17 protein-coding genes are annotated in these 21,312 nt (G+C 58.8%); 4 read left to right on the top strand and 13 right to left on the bottom strand.

Annotation, left to right across the window (positions count from 1 at the left end; genetic code table 11):
* Positions 1–7 precede the first annotated feature (7 nt).
* The 7 genes from GM655_RS11425 to prpB form a co-directional block, all read right to left on the bottom strand.
* The gene (locus GM655_RS11425) at positions 8–1,678 is read right to left on the bottom strand and encodes a cation acetate symporter (protein ID WP_155434765.1); all 1,671 of its coding nucleotides are present in this window, start codon (positions 1,676–1,678) and stop codon (positions 8–10) included.
* Positions 1,675–1,983, bottom strand: a complete 309-nt coding sequence (locus GM655_RS11420; protein WP_155434764.1) for a DUF485 domain-containing protein — start codon at positions 1,981–1,983, stop codon at positions 1,675–1,677. The genes GM655_RS11425 and GM655_RS11420 overlap by 4 nt, the downstream gene beginning before the upstream one ends.
* A gap of 93 nt (positions 1,984–2,076) precedes the next feature.
* Complete coding sequence (locus GM655_RS11415; RefSeq protein ID WP_155434763.1) at positions 2,077–3,978, bottom strand: propionate--CoA ligase; 1,902 nt, start codon at positions 3,976–3,978, stop codon at positions 2,077–2,079.
* A gap of 34 nt (positions 3,979–4,012) precedes the next feature.
* Entirely contained in the window at positions 4,013–5,203 is a 1,191-nt protein-coding gene (gene prpF, locus GM655_RS11410) for a 2-methylaconitate cis-trans isomerase PrpF (RefSeq protein ID WP_155434762.1), read from the bottom strand.
* A 2-nt stretch (positions 5,204–5,205) separates the two neighbouring features.
* Positions 5,206–7,803 carry a Fe/S-dependent 2-methylisocitrate dehydratase AcnD gene (gene acnD / locus GM655_RS11405; RefSeq protein WP_155434761.1) on the bottom strand — a complete coding sequence of 866 codons (2,598 nt, stop codon included), beginning with the start codon at positions 7,801–7,803 and terminating at the stop codon, positions 5,206–5,208.
* Complete coding sequence (prpC, locus tag GM655_RS11400) at positions 7,803–8,948, bottom strand: bifunctional 2-methylcitrate synthase/citrate synthase (RefSeq protein ID WP_155434760.1); 1,146 nt, start codon at positions 8,946–8,948, stop codon at positions 7,803–7,805. Before prpC ends, acnD begins: the two co-directional genes overlap by 1 nt.
* Before the next feature lie 14 nt (positions 8,949–8,962).
* A complete protein-coding gene (gene prpB, locus GM655_RS11395) occupies positions 8,963–9,850 on the bottom strand; it encodes a methylisocitrate lyase (RefSeq protein ID WP_155434759.1) in 888 nt (295 codons plus the stop codon).
* Between the two features lie 173 nt (positions 9,851–10,023).
* Here prpB and prpR point away from each other — a divergent pair, with 173 nt between their 5' ends.
* Positions 10,024–11,682: a propionate catabolism operon regulatory protein PrpR gene (prpR, locus tag GM655_RS11390; protein ID WP_155434758.1), complete on the top strand. Its 1,659-nt coding sequence runs from the start codon at positions 10,024–10,026 to the stop codon at positions 11,680–11,682.
* Positions 11,683–11,815: 133 nt separating this feature from the next.
* Here the strand turns inward: prpR and clpA are convergent, their stop codons facing one another.
* Positions 11,816–14,122, bottom strand: a complete 2,307-nt coding sequence (clpA, locus tag GM655_RS11385) for an ATP-dependent Clp protease ATP-binding subunit ClpA (RefSeq protein ID WP_155434757.1) — start codon at positions 14,120–14,122, stop codon at positions 11,816–11,818.
* Positions 14,119–14,421: an ATP-dependent Clp protease adapter ClpS gene (gene clpS, locus GM655_RS11380; protein ID WP_155434756.1), complete on the bottom strand. Its 303-nt coding sequence runs from the start codon at positions 14,419–14,421 to the stop codon at positions 14,119–14,121. Before clpS ends, clpA begins: the two co-directional genes overlap by 4 nt.
* Before the next feature lie 322 nt (positions 14,422–14,743).
* Between clpS and cspE the strand changes: the two genes are divergently transcribed.
* Positions 14,744–14,947, top strand: a complete 204-nt coding sequence (gene cspE, locus GM655_RS11375) for a transcription antiterminator/RNA stability regulator CspE (RefSeq protein ID WP_008446468.1) — start codon at positions 14,744–14,746, stop codon at positions 14,945–14,947.
* Between the two features lie 81 nt (positions 14,948–15,028).
* Here cspE and chrA read toward each other — a convergent pair whose 3' ends face one another.
* Both chrA and icd read right to left on the bottom strand, forming a co-directional pair.
* Positions 15,029–16,372, bottom strand: a complete 1,344-nt coding sequence (chrA, locus tag GM655_RS11370) for a chromate efflux transporter (protein WP_155434755.1) — start codon at positions 16,370–16,372, stop codon at positions 15,029–15,031.
* 74 nt (positions 16,373–16,446) lie between these two features.
* Positions 16,447–17,700 carry an NADP-dependent isocitrate dehydrogenase gene (gene icd, locus GM655_RS11365; RefSeq protein ID WP_155434754.1) on the bottom strand — a complete coding sequence of 418 codons (1,254 nt, stop codon included), beginning with the start codon at positions 17,698–17,700 and terminating at the stop codon, positions 16,447–16,449.
* A gap of 197 nt (positions 17,701–17,897) precedes the next feature.
* On the opposite strand from icd, the gene GM655_RS11360 reads away from it, so the two are divergent.
* Positions 17,898–18,458 carry a pseudouridine synthase gene (locus tag GM655_RS11360; protein ID WP_155434753.1) on the top strand — a complete coding sequence of 187 codons (561 nt, stop codon included), beginning with the start codon at positions 17,898–17,900 and terminating at the stop codon, positions 18,456–18,458.
* A gap of 148 nt (positions 18,459–18,606) precedes the next feature.
* Here GM655_RS11360 and rpsT read toward each other — a convergent pair whose 3' ends face one another.
* Positions 18,607–18,873, bottom strand: a complete 267-nt coding sequence (gene rpsT, locus GM655_RS11355; RefSeq protein WP_154359505.1) for a 30S ribosomal protein S20 — start codon at positions 18,871–18,873, stop codon at positions 18,607–18,609.
* 182 nt (positions 18,874–19,055) lie between these two features.
* On the opposite strand from rpsT, the gene murJ reads away from it, so the two are divergent.
* Positions 19,056–20,606 (top strand): murein biosynthesis integral membrane protein MurJ, encoded by a 1,551-nt coding sequence (gene murJ / locus GM655_RS11350; protein WP_155434752.1) that lies wholly within the window; start codon positions 19,056–19,058, stop codon positions 20,604–20,606.
* Between the two features lie 136 nt (positions 20,607–20,742).
* Here the strand turns inward: murJ and GM655_RS11345 are convergent, their stop codons facing one another.
* Positions 20,743–21,216, bottom strand: coding sequence for an FxDxF family PEP-CTERM protein (locus GM655_RS11345; protein WP_155434751.1), 474 nt, complete (start codon positions 21,214–21,216; stop codon positions 20,743–20,745).
* Positions 21,217–21,312 lie beyond the last annotated feature (96 nt).

Raw genomic sequence — 21,312 nt, 5'->3', positions numbered from 1 at the left:
GCTACCATCAGTGACCGCTGGCAGCATCAGCACCGATACCGGTTTCCGAACGCATTTCCTGCGCTTCGTAACCAGCACGGTCTTCTGCCGCACGCTTGCTCTTGTCGGTGATCGAGAACAGCCAGATACCAACGAAGCCTACCGTCATCGAGAAGATGGCTGGCGAAGCGTAGGGGAAGATTTCCTTGGCATTGCCCAGTACGTCCACCCACACCGATTTCGACAGTATGGTCAGGCCCACTGCAGTGATCAGGCCCATGAAGCCGCCGATGGTAGCGCCACGGGTGGTGCAGTCTTTCCACAGCACCGACATGAACAGCACAGGGAAGTTAGCCGAAGCAGCAATTGCGAAGGCCAGCGACACCATGAAGGCGATGTTCTGCTTCTCGAAGGCGATACCGAGTGCCACAGCAACGATACCCAGAGCGATGGTGGTGATACGCGACACTTTCAGTTCGCTGGCACCGGAGGCTTTGCCCTTCTTGATCACGGTAGCGTACAGGTCGTGCGACACAGCGGAAGCGCCCGACAGGGTCAGACCGGCAACCACGGCCAGAATGGTCGCAAATGCCACAGCCGAGATGAAGCCCAGGAACACGTCGCCGCCCACAGCCTTGGCCAGGTGGATAGCTGCCATGTTGTTACCGCCCAGCAGTTTGCCGGCACCGTCCTTGAATTCAGGGTTGGTGCTGACCAGCACGATTGCGCCGAAGCCGATGATGAAGGTCAGGATGTAGAAGTAGCCGATCCAGGTGGTGGCCCAGAACACGGATTTACGTGCTTCTTTTGCGCTAGGTACGGTGAAGAAGCGCATCAGGATGTGTGGCAGGCCGGCGGTACCGAACATCAGTGCCATACCGAACGAGATTGCCGAGATTGGGTCCTTGATGAAAGTACCTGGGCCCATGATGGCTTCTTTTTTGCTGTGCACTTCTACAGCTTTCGAGAACAGTGCTTCAGGGCTGAAGCCGAATTGTGCCATCACCACGAAGGCCATGAAGGACGCGCCACCCAGCAGCATCACTGCTTTGATGATCTGCACCCAGGTAGTTGCCGTCATACCGCCAAACAGCACGTAGATCATCATCAGCGTACCAACCAGCACCACGGCGATCCAGTAGTCCAGACCGAACAGCAGTTTGATCAACTGACCTGCACCCACCATCTGGGCGATCAGGTAGAAGGCCACCACCACCAGCGTACCGGAAGCGGAGAACACGCGGATCGGGGTCTGCTTGAAGCGATAAGCCGCTACGTCAGCAAAGGTGAAACGGCCCAGATTACGCAGACGCTCAGCCATCAGGAAGGTGATGATAGGCCAGCCGACCAGGAAGCCGATCGCGTAGATCAGACCGTCGTAACCGTTCAGGAATACGGAAGCGGAAATACCCAGGAAGGACGCGGCCGACATATAGTCGCCGGCGATCGCCAGACCGTTCTGGAAACCGGTGATACCGCCACCGGCGGTGTAGAAGTCAGCGGCCGATTTGGTTTTGGCGGCAGCCCATTTGGTCACGAACAGGGTGAACACCACGAACACGCCGAACATTATGATCGCGGTCCAGTTGGTGGCCTGTTTGGCGGCCTGGCCCAGATCGCCGCCAGCAGCCAGAGCAACACCGGAGGCACCGAGCAGCCCGACGGCTGCCATCAGAGAGAGAAACTTACGTGCGTTCATGCTTTCACCTTTGCTTTGATGGCTTCAGTCAGTTCGTCGAATTCGCTGTTGGCGCGACGTACATAGATGCCGGTGATGACTACGGTGAACAGAATGACGAACAGACCGAGAGGCATACCCCAGGTCATGACGCCGGCACCGAGCTTGGATGCCATGAACTCTTTATTGAAAGCGATCAGCAGGATGTAGCCGTAGTAGACCACCAGCATGGCCAGCGTCAGCCACCAGCCGTAGCCCGAACGGACTTTGACCAACTTGTGATAGTTGGGATCACTTTTTATTTTCTGAACGAGATGATCTTGCATTTTATGTCTCCTATTTTAGGTACAGGTACTCTTTTTTTATTCGAGCTTGAGGCAAGATTAAAGGGGCTGGCTTACCAGCCCCTTACGGCAAAATTAATTTTTGAGGCCGTTTTGCACTGCGTTCTGGATCTGTTGTAAAGATGCAGGATCTTCGATGGCGGTCAGGTCGCCCGGGCTGCGGCCCTCGCAAATCGCCTGTATCGAACGGCGCAGCAGCTTGCCGGAACGGGTCTTCGGCAGTTGCGGCACGAAGAAGACGCGTGCTGGCCGCGCCACCGCACCGAGCTGACGATCGACCACGGCGAAGATTTCCTTCTCCTGCGCCGCACGCTGCTCGTCGCTGCTGACTTCGGCGGCGTTCTTGGCGATCACGAACGCTACCGCCACCTGCCCTTTCAGCTTGTCCTCTACCCCGACCACGGCCACTTCCGACACATTCGGGTGGCTGGTAATCGATTCTTCGATTTCACGCGTACCCAGGCGGTGGCCGGCCACGTTGATCACGTCGTCGGTACGGCCAAGGATGAAGTAATAGCCGTCCGCGTCGCGCAAGCCCCAGTCGAAGGTGGAGTACACCTGCCGGTCGGTGAAGGTGGACCAGTAAGTGTCAACGAAGCGCTGGTCGTCGCCATACACGGTCTGCATGCAGCCCGGCGGCAGCGGCCCTTCGATGACCACTACGCCTTTTTCGTTGGCGCCGCATTCCTCGCCGGTCGATTCATTAAGCAGTTTGACCTTGTAGCCGTACATCGGCACACCGGGGCTGCCCAGACGCGTCGGCAAGTCTTCGATGCCCTTGGCGATAGACAGAATCGGCCAGCCCGTTTCGGTCTGCCAGTAGTTGTCGATGATGGGCACATGGAGTTCGTCGTAAATCCACTGCGAGGTGGTTTCATCGAGCGGCTCGCCCGCCAAATACAGTGCGCGCAGCGACGTCAGATTGTACTTGCGCATATATTCGGGTGGCTGCTTGCGCAGCACGCGGATTGCCGTCGGCGCCGAGAACATGCGGGTCACCTTGTACTTCTCGACGATGCTCCACCAGATGCCGGGATCAGGGCAGATCGGCATGCCTTCATACATGATAGTGGCCATGCCGGCGATCAGCGGGCCATACACGATGTAGGAGTGGCCCACTACCCAGCCGATGTCCGAGGTGGCGAAGAAGGTTTCACCGGCGTTGCCGCAGAAGTTGTACTTCATCGACGAGGCCAGTGCCACGGCATAGCCGCCCACGTCGCGCTGCACGCCTTTCGGCTTGCCGGTGGTGCCCGAGGTGTACAGGATGTAGGACGGTTCGTTCGACTCCATCCAGGTGACCGGTACTTGCGCGTCCATGTGGACGGCGCGCAGTTCGGCGTAATCCACATCGCGCCCTGCTACCAGCTCCATCGCTGCCAGCTTGCGGTCCACCAGCAGCACCTTGGCCGGCTTGGCCGACGACAGGTTGATGGCTTCGTCGAGCAGGTGTTTGTAAGGGATGGCTTTGCCGTTGCGCGAGCCACCATCGGCCGACACGATCAGCACCGGCTTGGCATCATCGATGCGGCTGGCCAGCGAGTTGGCGGCAAAGCCGCCGAACACCACCGAGTGGATCGCGCCTATGCGGGCGCAGGCCAGCATCGCAAACGCCGCTTCGGCTATCATCGGCATGTAGATCAGCACACGGTCGCCACGGCCTACGCCGAGCGACTGCATGACGGCGGCGCAGCGCTCGACTTCGCGCTGCAGTTCAGTGAACGAATAGCTGCGTTCCGTATTCGTTTCGGTCGAAATGGCGATCAGCGCCGCCTTATCGCCCTGGCTAGCCGCCCAGCGGTCCACCGCGTTGTAGCACAGATTGGTGGTGCCGCCCACGAACCACTTGGCGAACGGCGGGTTGGAATGATCGAGCACTTGCGTGCATGGCGTGTTCCAGTGGATCAGCGCAGATTCGTCTTGCCAGAATTGTTCAGGCGTGGCGATAGAGCGCTGATAGAAATCAGCGTAATTCATGTCTCCTCCATACTCCGTATCAGATTGCAGCTATTTAGAACGTATCACCAGGTACGCGTACCCATCCCTCCATCAGTACGCGGGCGCTGCGGCTCATCACCGCCTTGGTCACGCTCCATTCACCATCCTTGAGCTGGGCTTCCGCGCCCACGCGCAAGGTGCCGGACGGGTGGCCGAAGCGCACCGCCGGCAGCGCCTTGCCGCCTGCCGCGAGGCTGACCAGCGTGCCGGGGATGGCGGCGGCCGTGCCGATGGCAACGGCGGCCGTGCCCATCATGGCGTGGTGCAGCTTGCCCATGGACAGAGCCCGCACCAGCAGGTCGATGTCGCCGGCTGCCACGGCCTTGCCGCTGGATGACACGTAATCTTTAGGTGGCGCCACGAACGCGATCTTGGGCGTGTGCTGGCGTTTGGCCGCTTCGCTCACATCCGAGATCAGGCCCATGCGCAGAGCGCCGTGAGCACGGATGGTTTCGAACATGGCCAGCGCCTTGGCATCACCGTTGATGGCATCCTGCAGTTCCGTACCCGTGTAGCCGATAGCGTCGGCATTCACGAAGATGGTCGGAATACCGGCATTGATCATGGTGGCCTTGAAGGTGCCCACACCGGGCACTTCCAGATCATCCACCAGCTGGCCGGTGGGGAACATCGAGCCACCTGCGCCCTCTTCTTCGGCCGCAGGGTCCATGAATTCCAACTGGACTTCAGCCGCAGGGAAGGTCACGCCATCGAGTTCGAAGTCGCCCGTCTCCTGCACTTCGCCATTGGTCATCGGCACATGGGCGATGATGGTCTTGCTGATGTTGGCCTGCCAGATACGGACTACGGCTACGCCATCGCGCGGCACGCGGGCCGCATCGACCAGACCGCCGCTGATGGCGAAGGCACCGACGGCAGCCGACAGGTTGCCGCAGTTACCGCTCCAGTCGACGAAAGCCTTGTCGATGGAGACCTGACCGAACAGGTAGTCGACGTCGTGATCGGCCTTGCTGCTTTTGGCGAGAATCACAGTCTTGCTGGTGCTGGAAGTAGCGCCACCCATGCCGTCGATCTGCTTGCCGTACGGGTCGGGACTACCGATCACGCGCAGCAGCAAGGCGTCGCGTGCGGCGCCCGGCTGCTGTGCCGCTGGCGGCAGATCCTGCAGGCGGAAAAAGACGCCTTTGCTGGTGCCGCCGCGGATGTAAGTCGCAGGGACTTTGATCTGTGGAAGATGCGCCATGATCAAGCCGCCTTGGACGACGCGAGGAAGTCCTGCGCAAAGCGCTGCAGCACGCCGCCCGCTTCGTAGATCGACACGTCTTCCGACGAATCGAGACGGCAGGTGACCGGCACTTGCAGGGTTTCGCCGTTCTTACGATGGATCACCAGCGTCAGCGTGGCACGCGGTGCACGCTCACCGACCACATCGTAAGTTTCGGTGCCATCCAGCGCCAGCGTCAGACGGTTCACGCCCGGCTTGAACTCGAGTGGCAGCACACCCATGCCGACCAGATTGGTGCGGTGGATACGCTCGAAGCCTTCGGCCACAATCGCTTCCACGCCGGCCAGACGCACGCCTTTGGCAGCCCAGTCACGCGAGGAACCCTGACCATAGTCGGCACCGGCCACCACGATCAGCGGCTGTTTGCGTTCCATATAGGTTTCGATGGCTTCCCACATACGTGTGACTTTTCCTTCCGGCTCCACACGGGCCAGCGAACCGGCCTTGATGCTGCCGTCAGCATTACGCACCATCTCGTTTTTCAGCGTCGGGTTAGCGAAAGTGGCACGCTGCGCCGTCAGGTGGTCGCCACGGTGGGTGGCGTAGGAGTTGAAGTCTTCTTCCGGCAGACCCATTTTGTGCAGGTATTCACCGGCAGCGCTGTCCATCATGATGGCGTTCGATGGCGACAGGTGGTCGGTGGTGATGTTATCGCCCAGCACGGCCAGCGGACGCATGCCTTTCAGCGTACGCTCGCCTGCCAGTGCGCCTTCCCAGTATGGCGGACGGCGGATGTAGGTCGATTGCGCACGCCAGTCGTACAGCGGCTCGGCCTTCTCGGCCACGGCATTGCTGCGGTCGAACATCGGAATATACACTTTGCGGAACTGCTCGGGCTTGACGGAAGCAGCTACCACGGCGTCGATTTCTTCGTCGCTAGGCCACAAGTCTTTCAGCGTCAGCGGCTTGCCGTTGGCGTCGGTACCCAGCACATCTTTTTCGATGTCGAAGCGAATGGTGCCGGCAATCGCATAAGCCACCACCAGCGGTGGCGAAGCCAGGAAGGCTTGCTTGGCGTAAGGGTGGATACGGCCGTCGAAGTTACGGTTACCGGACAGCACAGCGGTAGCGTACAGATCACGCTCCACTACTTCCTGCTGGATTACCGGATCAAGCGCGCCGGACATGCCGTTGCACGAAGTGCAGGCATAGGCCACCACGCCGAAGCCCAGCTTTTCCAGCTCAGGCATCAGGCCCGCTTCTTCCAGATACAGCGTCACGGCTTTGGAGCCGGGCGCCAGCGAGGATTTCACCCAAGGCTTGCGCAGCAGACCAGCCTTGTTGGCATTGCGTGCCAGCAGACCGGCAGCAATCATGTTGCGCGGGTTATTGGTGTTGGTGCAGCTGGTGATCGCCGCGATGATCACAGCGCCATCCGGCATTTTGCCCGGTTCATTTTCCACCACACCGGAAATGCCGCGTGCTGCCAGTTCCGAAGTCGGCACACGCTTGTGCGGATTCGATGGACCAGCGATGTTACGCACCACGGTGGACAGATCGAACTTGAGTACGCGTTCGTACTCGGCGTTCTTCAGCGCATCCGACCACAGGCCCGTATGCTTGGCGTACTGCTCTACCAGTACCACCAGCTCGTCGTCGCGACCGGTCAGCTTCAGGTACTTGATGGTCTGTTCGTCGATCGAGAACATCGCGGCAGTCGCACCGAATTCCGGTGCCATGTTGGCGATGGTGGCGCGGTCGCCCAGCGTCAGCGCCGTAGCGCCAGCACCGTAGAATTCCAGATAGGCGGAAACCACTTTTTCCTTGCGCAGGAATTCGGTCAGCGCCAGCACGATGTCGGTCGCGGTGATGCCGGCTTGCGGCTTGCCGCTCAATTCCACACCGATGATGTCCGGCAGACGCATCCACGATGCGCGGCCCAGCATCACGGTCTCTGCTTCCAGACCACCCACGCCGATAGCGATCACGCCCAGCGCATCGACCATAGGCGTGTGCGAGTCGGTACCGACCAGCGTATCAGGGTAAGCCACGTTGTCACTCACCTGAATTACCGGCGACATACGTTCCAGATTGATCTGGTGCAGGATGCCGTTACCAGGCGGGATCACGTCCACATTCTGGAAGGCTTTCTTGGTCCAGTTGATGAAGTCGAAGCGGTCTTCGTTACGACGGTCTTCGATGGCGCGGTTCTTGTTGAACGCGTCCGGATCGAAACCGCCGCACTCCACGGCCAGCGAGTGGTCCACTACCAGCTGGGTCGGCACCACTGGGTTGACCAGCGCTGGATTGCCACCTTGCTCGGCGATCGCATCGCGCAGACCGGCCAGATCGACCAGTGCGGTCTGGCCCAGAATGTCATGGCACACCACACGGGCCGGGAACCATGGGAAGTCCAGATCGCGCTTGCGTTCGATCAGCTGCGACAGCGAAGCATTCAGCGTGGCAGGATCGCAGCGGCGTACCAGATTCTCTGCCAGCACGCGCGAGGTGTACGGCAGCTTGTCGTAGGCACCGGGCGCGATCGCATCGACGGCGGCACGCGCGTCGAAGTAATCAAGCTTGGTACCCGGCAGGCTTTTACGGAATTGGGTGTTCATTATTTGCGGTCCTTGATAGGCACGAATTGCAGGTCTTCAGGGCCAACGTAGTTGGCGCTAGGACGGATGATCTTGTTGTCGATGCGCTGCTCGATGATGTGAGCGGCCCAGCCCGAAGTACGCGAGATCACGAACAGCGGCGTGAACATGGCGGTCGGCACGCCCATCATGTGATAGGACACAGCCGAGAACCAGTCCAGATTCGGGAACATCTTTTTAACTTCCCACATCACGCTTTCCAGACGTTCGGCGATGTCGTACATCTTGGTCGAACCGGCTTCTTCGGACAACTGGCGTGCCACGTCCTTGATCACCACGTTACGCGGGTCGGAGATGGTGTACACAGGGTGGCCGAAACCGATCACCACTTCCTTGTTGGCCACGCGATTGCGGATGTCCGCTTCGGCTTCGTCCGGATTCTCGTAGCGTTTCTGGATTTCGAAAGCGACTTCGTTAGCGCCACCGTGCTTAGGACCGCGCAGCGCGCCGATCGCGCCGGTGATCGACGAGTACAGGTCGGAACCCGTGCCGGCGATCACGCGGCTGGTGAAGGTCGATGCATTGAACTCGTGTTCTGCGTACAGGATCAGCGAAGTATGCATGGCGCGTACCCACGATGCCTGTGGCTTCTCGCCGTGCAGCAGGTGCAGGAAGTGGCCGCCGATCGAATCGTCGTCGGTTTCCACGTCGATGCGTTTGCCATTGGTGCTGTAGTGGTACCAGTACAGCAGCATGGAGCCGAACGATGCCATCAAGCGGTCAGCGATATCGCGTGCGCCCGGGGTGTTGTGGTCATCTTTTTCCGGCAGCGTGCAGCCCAGTACGGATACGCCCGTGCGCATCACATCCATCGGGTGAGCCGATGCAGGCAGCGCTTCCAGCGCGGCTTTCAGATTGGCTGGCAGGCCGCGCAGCGATTTCAGTTTGGCCTTGTAGGCTTTCAGTTCTGCTTCGGTCGGCAGTTTGCCGTGTACCAGCAGGTGGGCGATTTCTTCGAATTCGCAGGTATTGGCAACGTCCAGAATATCGTAGCCGCGGTAGTGCAGGTCATTGCCGCTCTTGCCGACGGAGCACAGTGCAGTGTTACCGGCTGCAACGCCCGACAGGGCAACGGATTTTTTTGGTTTGAAGGTAGCTTCGGTCATTTGGGATTCTCCTCTTACTTTTTCTGGGCGGCGAACAGGGCGTCGAGCTTTTGCTCGAAGCTGTGGTAGTTGATGCGCTCGTAGAGTTCAGCGCGGGTTTGCATGGTGTCGACCACGTTCTGCTGGGTGCCGTCGCGACGGATGGCGGTGTAGACGTTTTCGGCAGCCTTGTTCATGGCGCGGAAAGCCGACAGCGGGTACAGCACCAGACCAACGTCGGCACCGCGCAGTTCATCGACAGTGAACAGCGGGGTCGCACCGAATTCGGTGATGTTGGCCAGCACCGGCACTTTCACGGCGGCGGCAAATTTCTTGTACATGGCCAGATCGATCATGGCTTCCGGGAAGATCATGTCGGCACCGGCTTCCACGCAGGCGACAGCGCGCTCGATGGCAGCATCCAGACCTTCAACAGCCAGCGCATCGGTACGGGCCATGATGACGAAGTTTTCATCGGTACGCGCATCCACGGCAGCGGCAACGCGGTCGACCATTTCCTGCTTGGTGACGATCTCTTTGCCTGGGCGGTGGCCGCAGCGCTTGGCGCCTACCTGATCTTCGATGTGCATGGCGGCTGCGCCAGCCTTGATCATCGATTTGACGGTACGGGCCACGTTGAAGGCGGAGGCGCCGAAGCCGGTATCCACGTCGACCAGCAGCGGCAGGTCGCACACATCGGTAATGCGGCGCACGTCGGTCAGCACGTCGTCGAGGCTGGAGATGCCCAGATCCGGCAGGCCCAGCGAGCCAGCCGCCACGCCGCCACCGGACAGGTAAATGGCTTTGAAGCCGGCACGTTTAGCCAGCAAGGCGTGGTTGGCGTTGATCGCACCAACGACTTGCAGAGGGGATTCTTCCTGTACAGCTTTGCGGAAAGCGGCGCCTGCGGAATATAGACTCATGTTGTGACCTTTCAATGTTGCGTTAAGTGCTGTCCTTAGTGCAAGCAGCGTGCCATGCAGCCAGCCTATACAAATCAATCACTTAGCAAACCATAACGTTCCACAAATGTTTCATTCTCGTTTCAAATGTGTTTCACATTGAAACATCGCAACACCTACTCTAGAATGCAAGCATGCGCCATTCCACTCCCCTACCCTTCGACGCCAACGACAAACCCGTGATCTGGACGGTGTCCGTTTCGCGCCTCTCCGACCTGTTCCGCGACATCACGCTCGAATACGACGACCTCGCCACCATCGAACCGATCAAACTGGGCTTCGACGAAGCGGCGCGGCACATCCGCGAGCGCATGGCGACGGAGCGCTGCGATGCCGTGATTGCGGCGGGCTCGAATGCCGCCTACTTGAAGGGGCGTTTGTCCGTACCCGTCGTGATCGCGCGCTTCAGCGGCTTCGATGTGATGCAGGCACTGGCGCGGGCGCGGCGCGTATCGGACCGCATCGGCATCATCACCTATCAGGAAAAGCTGCCCGAACTGACCGAATTTGCCAGCACCTTCGGCTTCGATGTGGCTCAGCGCACCTATGCCACGGAAGAAGATGCACGTGCCCAGATCAATGACCTGAAGGCGGCTGGCATCAAAGCCATCGTCGGCGCCGGCCTGATTACCGACCTGGCCGAAGAAGCGGGACTGACCGGTGTGTTCGTGTATTCGGCCACCTCGATCCGCGACGCTTTCGACAACGCGCTGGAAATGGCGCGCCTGACGCAACTAGAATCGAACCGCCACCGCGCCCGCGGCACAGTCGAGAAAGACACGCTGCGCGCCAAGCACGGCATCAACGATCTGCGCGGCGAATCGCTGGCGATGGAAGGCATACGCCAGTCCGTGGTGCTGTACGCGAAATCGGCCGCCACCGTGCTGATACAGGGCGAAACGGGCTGCGGCAAGGAACTGGTGGCGCAGGCCATCCATCGCGAAAGCCCGCGCACGCTGGGCCAGAACCGACCCTTCGTGGCAGTCAACTGCGGTGCGATTGCCGAGTCGCTGCTGGAATCGGAACTGTTCGGCCATGAGGAAGGCGCGTTCACGGGCGCACGACGGGGTGGCCATGCCGGCCTGTTCGAAGCAGCCAACCGCGGCACGCTATTCCTCGACGAAATCGGCGAGATGCCGCTGACCTTGCAGACCCGCTTGCTGCGTGTGCTGGAAGAGCGCGAAGTGGTGCGGGTAGGCGGCACCCGCCCCATACCCATCAATGTACGCATCATCAGCGCCACCCACTGCGACCTTGAACAGCGCGTACGCGAAGGCCGCTTCCGCGCCGATCTGTTCTACCGGCTGGCCGTGCTGCGCCTGACCTTGCCACCGCTACGCGAACGGCCCGACGATATCGTACCGCTGGCTGAATGGTCGCTGAAAAATGCACTGGCATCGCTGGGCGCACGGCCCCATCCTAACCTGCATGCAGAAATGCGCGCCTGCGCACCCGTACTGCAAGCCTATGACTGGCCCGGCAATGTGCGCGAACTACGCAACCTGACGGAACGGCTGGCGCTATTCCTCGCGGCCGAACCGCTACAGGCGCTGACGCCCGCCTTCGCCCTGAGCGTAGCACCGGAACTGAGCTATGCAAACCGCCACGAGCCAGTGGCACTAGCTGGCAGTCCAGCCCCCGCACTAGCGCCTATGCCAGCGCCACACGCTGCCAGTGAAAGCGTCAGCGCCGTACTGGCACGCTTTGGCGGGCGGCGCGATGCCGCCGCCGACTATCTCGGCATCAGCCGCACCACCCTGTGGCGCAAACTGCGCGCTGAAGGCCAAAACTAAGCCGGGGTCAGGTCGGGCATTGGCGCAGAGTTCGGCTGGCTTATAGCAAGCTCTGCACCAATGCCCGACCTGACACCTGCACTTTGCCCGACCTGACCCCACAAAAAAAAATCGGGGCGAGGCCCCGATTTTCTTATTCCACTTCGACCGTTTCCGGTGGCGTGCTTGGTGCAGCATCCGGCGGTTCCGGGAACTCCAGCTTGACCTGATCTTTTTCGTCCAGATCCACCGTCACGCGGCCGCCCGTTACCAGTCGACCAAACAGCAGTTCATCGGCCAGCGCTTTGCGGATCATGTCCTGGATCAGACGCGCCATCGGGCGTGCGCCCATCAGCGGATCGAAGCCTTTCTTGCCGAGGAACTTGCGCAGATTCTCGGTGAATACGGCTTCCACTTTCTTCTCGTGCAGCTGCTCTTCCAGCTGGATCAGGAACTTGTCGACCACGCGCAGGATGATTTCCTCATCCAGCGGACGGAAGCTGATGGTGGCGTCGATACGGTTGCGGAACTCCGGCGTGAACATACGCTTGATGTCCGCCATTTCGTCGCCCGCCTGCTTGGCCGTGGTGAAGCCGATCGAGGCCTTCTGCAGGCTCTCGGCACCGGCATTGGTGGTCATGATGATGATCACGTTGCGGAAGTCGGCTTTGCGGCCGTTGTTGTCCGTCAGCGTGCCATGGTCCATCACCTGCAGCAGGATGTTGAAGATGTCCGGATGGGCTTTTTCGATCTCGTCCAGCAGCAGCACCGCATGCGGCTTCTTGGTGATGGCTTCCGTCAGCAGGCCGCCCTGATCGAAACCGACATAACCCGGCGGCGCGCCGATCAGACGGCTGACCGCATGGCGCTCCATGTACTCGGACATATCGAAGCGGATCAGTTCGATGCCGAGGATGAAGGCCAGCTGTTTCGCCACTTCCGTCTTGCCCACGCCGGTAGGACCGGAGAACAGGAAGGAACCAATAGGCTTGTCCGTTTTACCCAGGCCAGCACGGGCCATCTTGATGGCCGACGACAGCGCTTCGATCGCTGGGTCCTGTCCGAACACCACATTGCGCAGGTCGCGGTCGATAGTCTGCAGCTTGCTGCGGTCGTCCTGGTTGACGGTCTGCGGCGGAATCCGCGCGATCTTGGAGATGATGTCCTCGATCTCGGTTTTACCGATGGTCTTCTTCTGCTTGGATTTCGGCAGGATGCGCTGGGCAGCACCGGCTTCGTCGATCACGTCGATAGCCTTGTCCGGCAGATGACGGTCGTTGATGAAGCGCGCGGCCAGTTCGGCAGCGGTGGACAGTGCCGACGCGGAATACTTCACACCATGGTGTTCTTCGAAGCGCGATTTCAGGCCACGCAGAATCTGCACGGTCTGCTCCACGGTAGGCTCGTTCACATCAACCTTCTGGAAGCGGCGGCTCAGTGCGTGGTCTTTCTCGAACACGCCACGGAATTCCGTGTAAGTGGTCGCGCCCACGCATTTGAGCTGGCCATTCGCCAGTGCTGGCTTGAGCAGGTTGGATGCATCGAGCGTGCCGCCGGACGCCGAACCGGCACCGATGATGGTGTGGATCTCGTCGATGAACAGAATGCCGTGCGGATTATCCTTGAGCTGCTTGAGCACGGCTTTCAGACGCTGCTCGAAATCGCCGCGGTATTTGGTACCGGCCAGCAGCGCGCCCATGTCGAGCGAATACACCACGGCATTCTGCAGAATTTCCGGCACATCGCTCTGGGTGATGCGGTAGGCCAGACCTTCGGCGATCGCGGTCTTGCCCACGCCAGCTTCGCCCACCAGCAGCGGGTTGTTCTTGCGACGACGGCACAGGATCTGGATCACGCGATCCACTTCCTCTTCGCGGCCGATCAGCGGGTCGATCTTGCCTTCGGCCGCGGCCTTGTTCAGGTTCTGGGTGTACTGGTCAAGCGGGCTTTCCTTAGGCTGGCCTTCGCCGCTAGGCGTGCCTTCCTCGCCACCTTCCGAAGCCTTGGCCGGTTCGCCCTGCTGATCCTTGCGTACACCGTGCGAGATGTAGTTGACCACATCCAGACGGGTCACGCCCTGCTGGTGCAGGTAGTACACGGCATGCGAATCCTTTTCGCCGAAGATAGCCACCAGCACGTTCGCGCCGGTCACTTCTTTCTTGCCGTTGGACGCCGACTGCACATGCATGATGGCACGCTGGATCACGCGCTGGAAGCCCAGCGTCGGCTGGGTATCCACTTCGCCCGTGCCGGGCACGGTCGGCGTGTTATCACCGATGAAATTGGTCAGCGTTTTGCGCAAGTCTTCAATATTGACGGCGCAGGCGCGCAACACTTCGGCAGCCGAAGGGTTGTCCAGCAAGGCCAGCAGCAAGTGCTCTACCGTGATGAATTCGTGCCGTGCCTGTCGAGCCTCGACAAACGCCATGTGCAAACTTACTTCTAATTCCTGCGCAATCATACTTCCTCCATCACACATTGCAGGGGGTGGCCTGCCTTGCGGGCGTGCGTTAAAACAAACTCCACTTTGGTACTGGCGACGTCTTTGGAAAATACGCCACACACACCTTTGCCGTGCTGGTGCACGCTGAGCATGATTTGCGTGGCCGTTTCGCGGTCTTTATTGAAATACTCCTGAATAATGGCCACCACGAACTCCATCGGGGTGTAGTCATCATTCAGCAGCGCCACCTGATACAGCGGCGGCGGTTTCAGTGCCTGCCGCTCCAGGAGCGCTTCGGTGTCATGCTTGGTTGCCATACGCTTATATTCTAATGCTTTCAGTCTTGTTGCAATGTGATTTCACATAGCTGTGTCTATAGTTTCCATCTTACGCGTTTTCTCGACTTGCCGCAGATGGCTCCCTCTCTTGCAAATTCAAGAGTTGCATTTCCACCAATTTAATTCAAAGTAGCAAAATGGATACAAATATGCTTGACATTAGAATTTGCTACGCTAACAATGCGTTATCGGCTGCGTGCAGAAATGTACATGTTGATAAGAAGTGAGGCGTGAGGAGGGGGCAAGAAGCTTCTTGCTTTTATGGCTCGTGTGATCCGTTTTAATTTTGAAAGTTCTTTTTATGGCAACAGGTACTGTTAAGTGGTTCAATGATTCCAAAGGTTTTGGCTTCATCACTCCTGATGACGGCGGCGAAGATTTGTTCGCTCACTTCTCCGCAATCAACATGAACGGTTTTAAGACCCTCAAAGAAGGTCAAAAAGTTCAATTCGAAGTCACGCAAGGCCCTAAAGGCAAGCAAGCTTCCAACATCCAATCCGCTTAATTTCTTAAGCAGCAGATGTAAAAAACCTCGCCATGCGAGGTTTTTTTTCGCCCCTAGGTCTGGGCACCTGTTGTAACAGCCCTACAAAAAGTATCCATGAAGCAACCCTGCTGCAGCGCAGAAAATGATCACTTTGTGCACTTTTTGCTGGTAGCGTATCAGCGCTAGCGCCGCCACCACAGCGATCAGCGCTGCTGTCAGATCAAACTGCCCTGCCCAGCCCTGCGGCCAAAAAACGTTGTAACCGAAGAACAGTGCGAGATTGGCGATCACCCCTACGACGGCCGCCGTGATCCCCGTCAAAGGTGCGGTCAGTTGCAAGTCGTCGCGCGTGGCTTCTACCAGCGGGCCGCCAGCCAGAATAAAAATAAACGAGGGCAGAAAGGTGAACCATGTCACCAACAGCGCTGCGACGGTGCCCGCCAGCCAGGCCGGCTGCGCGCCGTTCAGCGCCTGCCCGTAGGCACCCACAAAGCCGACAAAGGCCACCACCATGATCAGCGGACCGGGCGTGGTTTCGCCCAGCGCCAAACCATCCATCATCTGCGCCGGCTGCAGCCAGCCGTAATGCATGATAGCGCCCTGGTACACATAAGGCAGCACGGCGTACGCCCCGCCAAAGGTCAGCAGCGCCGCCTTGGTGAAGAACCAGCTCATCTGGGTCCAGGTGTGCTGCCAGCCCAGCAGCAAGGTCAGCGCGCCCATGGGCAACAGCCACAGCAACAAGCCGCTGACCAGCACCAGCAGCAGGCGCGACCAGCGGAACTGCGCGTGCGCAGGCGGCGGCGTGGAATCGTCGATTACGGCCGCACCATAGTGCTGTTGTACGGCGGCGCCATGACCCGCGATGCTGAATGCGGCAGGCCGCCAGCGCCCGCCCAGATAGCCGGCCAGCGCCGCCAGCCCGATAATCAGCGGGAAAGGCCAGTGCAAGGCAAAGATGGCCACAAAAGCTGCGGCGGCGATGCCCCACAGCCAGCCATTGCGCAGCGTACGTTTGCCGATGCGGTGCGCCGCCTGCAGCACGATGGCCGTCACGGCCGGCTTGATACCGTACAGCATGCCTGCGAGTAGCGGCAGCTGGCCATAGGCCGCGTACAGCCATGACAGCACGATCAGCAACAACAGCGAGGGCAGCACGAACAGCACACCCGCCACCACGCCACCACGCGTGCGGTGCAGCAGCCAACCGATGTAGGTCGCCAGTTGCTGGGCCTCGGGACCGGGCAAGGTCATGCAGTAATTGAGCGCATGCAGAAAGCGCCGTTCCGAGATCCAGCGGCGCCGCTCCACCAGCTCTTGATGCATGAGCGCGATCTGGCCGGCCGGACCACCGAAACTGATGCAGCCTAACAGCCACCAGTAGCGTACGGCCTGCCAGTAACCCGGCGTGGCCGGACTGCTTTGCGCTTCGTGCTGCACCATCCACTCTCCCCTGTGCGGAAATAAAAAAAGGCCCGCTTCATCGCTGAAGCGGGCCCTGTATGCTAATGCAAGAATTACATGTTGGCGATCATCACGTCGCCGAAGCCCGAGCACGAAACCTGGGTTGCGCCTTCCATCAGGCGGGCGAAGTCGTAGGTGACTTTCTTCGAGTCGATCGATTTTTCCATCGACGAGATGATCAGATCAGCAGCTTCAACCCAGCCCATGTGACGCAGCATCATTTCAGCCGACAGGATCAGCGAACCTGGGTTCACATAATCTTTGCCTGCGTACTTAGGTGCGGTACCGTGGGTAGCTTCGAACATCGCTACGGAATCCGACAGGTTGGCGCCTGGAGCGATACCGATACCGCCCACTTGTGCTGCCAGTGCGTCGGAGATGTAGTCGCCGTTCAGGTTCAGGGTAGCGATCACGCTGTATTCTGCTGGACGCAGCAGGATCTGTTGCAGGAACGCGTCAGCGATCGAATCCTTGACGATGATGTCTTTGCCGGTCTTAGGATTCTTGAATTTGCACCATGGGCCGCCGTCGATCAGTTCAGCGCCGAATTCGGTTTGTGCCAGTTCGTAAGCCCAGTCACGGAAGCCACCTTCGGTGTACTTCATGATGTTGCCTTTGTGAACGATGGTCACGGATGGCTTGTCGTTGTCGATCGCGTACTGGATCGCTTTGCGTACCAGACGCTGGGTGCCTTCTTTCGACACTGGCTTGATGCCCAGACCCGAGGTCTCTGGGAAGCGGATCTTGGTCACGCCCATTTCCTTGATCAGGAAGTCCATCAGTTTCTTGGCGCCTTCCGAACCTTGCTGGTATTCGATACCGGCGTAGATGTCTTCCGAGTTTTCACGGAAGATGACCATGTCGGTTTTCTCTGGCTCTTTCACTGGCGAAGGCACGCCGGTGAAGTAGCGCACTGGGCGCAGGCAGACGTACAGGTCCAGCTGCTGACGCAGAGCCACGTTGAGCGAACGGATACCGCCGCCAACTGGAGTGGTCAGAGGGCCTTTGATGGAAACCACGTAGTCTTTCAGTACCGTCAGGGTTTCTTCTGGCAGCCATACGTCCGGACCGTACACATTGGTCGATTTTTCGCCAGCGTAGATTTCCATCCAGCTGATCTTGCGCTTGCCAGCGTAGGCTTTGGCAACAGCAGCATCGATCACTTTGATCATGACTGGGCTGATGTCGACGCCAGTACCATCACCTTCGATGTACGGAACGATAGGGTTATCTGGTACATTCAGGGAAAAATCGGCGTTGACGGTGATTTTCTGGCCGTCGGCAGGTACTTTGATATGTTGATACATCGTGATCTCCGAAGTGGACGCTAGACTAGCAGCGAGCTGCTATCAGGCAGGAATTAGTTGCACGGTGGTACATTTGTCCGAAGTCTTCTATAAGACATAAGACGGGCGTTTCACATTATGCACGAGTATTTTACTAGGCGCTACGGTTTTTCAGATACTGGCCAATAAGCCTACACCAAAAACACCCCAAGAAAAGTATGTCTCTCATTCTATTTAACAAACCTTTCCAGGTACTGTGTCAGTTCTCACCACAGGACGGCCGTGCGACACTGGCCGACCACCTCAGCATTCCCAATATCTACCCTGCCGGCCGGCTCGACGCCGACAGCGAGGGACTGATGCTACTCACGGACGACGGCAAACTGCAGCATATGATAGCCCACCCCGACCATAAGGAAGCCAAGGTCTACATCGTGCAGGTGGAAGGTGTACCGGACGCAGCAAGCCTGGCGAAATTACAGTCGCCGCTTGATCTGGGCGACTTCGTCACCAAGCCTTGCAAGGCGGTACAGATCGAAGCGCCGGAGTGGTTATGGCCGCGCAATCCGCCCATCCGCGAACGGGCCGATCAACCTACTAGCTGGCTGGCAATTACACTGCAGGAAGGAAAGAACCGGCAGGTGCGGCGCATGACGGCGGCCGTGGGCTTGCCCACGCTGCGACTGGTGCGCACCGCCATCGGCGGCATTTCGCTGGCCACCCATCCCTTGATGCCGGGCGAATGGATGGAAGTGTCGCCCAAGGATATAAATACCTGAGCAAAGCAGCAGCGCGGCCAGCCGGTGCAAACAGGCTGGCCTGCATTGGCCATTTACGACGAAAAAAAACCCGCCGCGCAAGCACAAAAACCCGCACCAGCCAGAGGCTAGTACGGGTTTCTAAACAGCTAACTTCCCGTGAGGGAAATTAAGCGGCCAGTGCTTTCAGAGCAGCGGCCAGACGGCTCTTATGGCGAGCTGCCTTGTTTTTGTGGATGATCTTCTTGTCGGCGATGCTGTCGATGGTCGACACGGACGATTGGAAGATAGTCGTTGCAGCAGCCTTGTCACCAGCTTGGATCGCTTTGCGAACTGCTTTGATCGCGGTACGCAGGGTCGAGCGCTGAGCCGAGTTGTGAGCGTTTTGCTTAACTGCTTGACGAGCACGTTTGCGCGCTTGTGCGGTATTTGCCATGGAATTTCCTAAAACAGGGTAAAGGTTCGTTTGCAAACATTTATGTTTGCCAAGCAGGTGCAATTCATTGCATCTGCCGATCAAACTACTGCTTGCCAAACATTAGTGTCTGCATAACAGAATTTTGTACAGCCTGCGATTATAGCGATATTTTCCGTCAGGAGCAACTATAATCATGCCCCATGAACTTGCTTAAAACTCTAGCCGCCATCTCCAGCATGACCATGCTGTCGCGCGTTACCGGCCTGTTGCGTGAAACCCTGTTTGCCCGCGCCTTTGGCGCCGGCGCCTATACAGATGCCTTCATCGTCGCGTTCCGCATTCCCAACCTGCTACGCCGATTGTTTGCCGAGGGTGCTTTCTCGCAAGCCTTCGTGCCCATTTTATCCGAGTACAAGAACCAGCACGGCCAGGAGGCCAGCAAGACCCTGGCCGACCATGTGGCCAACACGCTGGTGTGGGCCACGCTATTCGTGAGCGCCATCGGCATTATCGGCGCGCCCATCTTTGTTTACCTGATCGCCACCGGCCTCGACCAGCAGGCCGGCGCTTTCGATGCCGCCGTCTGGATGACGCGCCTGATGTTCCCTTATATTAGCTTCATGGCGTTTGTGGCGCTGGCGGGCGGCATCCTGAATACCTGGCGCGAGTTCAAGATACCGGCCTTCACGCCGGTACTGCTAAACCTGTCCTTTATTGCCGCTTCGCTGTTCCTGCAATCGCATCTGGAGCAACCGATCTATGCCATGGCAATTGCCGTCTTCATAGGCGGCATCCTGCAGGTAGCCATCCAGATCCCTGCCCTGATCAAGATCGGCATGCTGCCTACACTCTCTTGGAATCCAGCCGCTGGCCTGAGCGATCCGGGCGTGCGCCGCGTGCTGAAAAAGATGGGGCCGGCCGTGTTTGCCGTCTCGGCCGCCCAGATCAGCCTGATGATTAACACCAGCATCGCCTCGCGCCTGGCTGAAGGCAGCATCTCGTGGCTGTCCTATGCCGACCGCCTGATGGAATTTCCCACCGCCCTGCTAGGCGTGGCATTGGGCACAATCCTGCTGCCCAGCCTGTCCAAAGCCCAGTCAGATGGCGATCCGCAAGAATATTCGGATCTGCTGGACTGGGGGTTGCGCCTGACCTTTTTACTGGCCCTGCCGGCCGCGGTGGGACTGGCGATGTTGGCCGAACCGCTGATTGCCACCTTGTTCCACTACGGCAAATTCACGGCCGAAGCGGCCAGCCAATCAGCCCGCCCGCTGATCGCCTATAGCGCTGGCTTGCTGGGGATTATTCTGGTAAAAACGCTGGCACCGGCATTCTATGCACGGCAGGACATCCGCACGCCCGTCAAGATCGCCACCGGCGTGCTGCTTGCCACCCAGCTAATGAACTGGCTGTTCGTTCCGTATCTGCAAGTCGCAGGGTTGGCGCTATCGATAGGCTTGGGCGCCTGCATTAACGCCGCTTTCCTGTTTGCCGGACTGCGCAAACGCGGCATCTATATGCCAAAACCGGGCTGGCCACTGTTCTGCCTGAAGCTGGTGATCGCCTGCGTCCTGATGGGTGCTGCCGCTTGGTATGGCGCGCACGAAGTCAATTGGCTGGGCATGCAGCACCATACTCTGCTGCGCATAGGCGCACTGCTACTGGTCATCGGCGCCTGCGCGACGGTGTATTTCGCCGTACTACTGGCACTGGGCTTCCGCCTGCGCGACTTCAAGCGCAGCGCCCGCTAATCAGCACTACAGGTGGCCGGCCCACGCCAGCCACCACCCTCCGACTTCTGATACCGCCCCTCCAATAGTCGCCCTCGCCTATCGACAGGCGAAAAAAAACCCGCCGAAGCGGGCTTTTTTTCAAGTCAGCTATAAATTAAGCTGCTTTGTTTGCTTTGCGACGAGCAACTACGCCCAGCAGCATGCCATAGGTTTCTGGTTCTGGAACAGCGGTTACACTGTAGGTACCAGCATACGAAGCTACTTTACCAGCAGTAGGAGTACCGAACAGTTCCAGTTTCCATGGGGACTTACCGATCAGCTCAACGCCAACGAATTTCAGCTTACCGCTGCTCGATTGCGACAGATCAGCTGCAACGCCGTTCAGGTTGGTAGCTGCATCGAAAGTCAGATTCTGACCGGTGACGCTGATTGCTACATCGAAATAGCCCGACGAGTTCGAGGTAAAGTTAATTACATCTTTACCACCCGACAGAATGCCATCACCCAGAACCGAGCTCCAGGAATAGGATTCACCATCGGTGTTAACTACGATAGTTTGGTCGCCAGCATAGGCACCGAACGAAGCAGCAGCCAGCAGAGCGCCAGCAACGAAAGATTTCAATTTCATATGATTTCCTTAATCAGACGAATTGTGGCTAAGCTTGCGCTGGCCACGCATTAGTTAAACGGAGTGCTACGGAACAGATCATATCATAACAAGATG

The sequence above is a fragment of the Pseudoduganella danionis genome, assembly GCF_009720775.1.
GTDB lineage: Bacteria > Pseudomonadota > Gammaproteobacteria > Burkholderiales > Burkholderiaceae_D > Rugamonas > Rugamonas danionis.
Note: the sequence above shows the minus strand (reverse complement) of the source record. Positions and strands in the feature narration are given on the sequence as shown.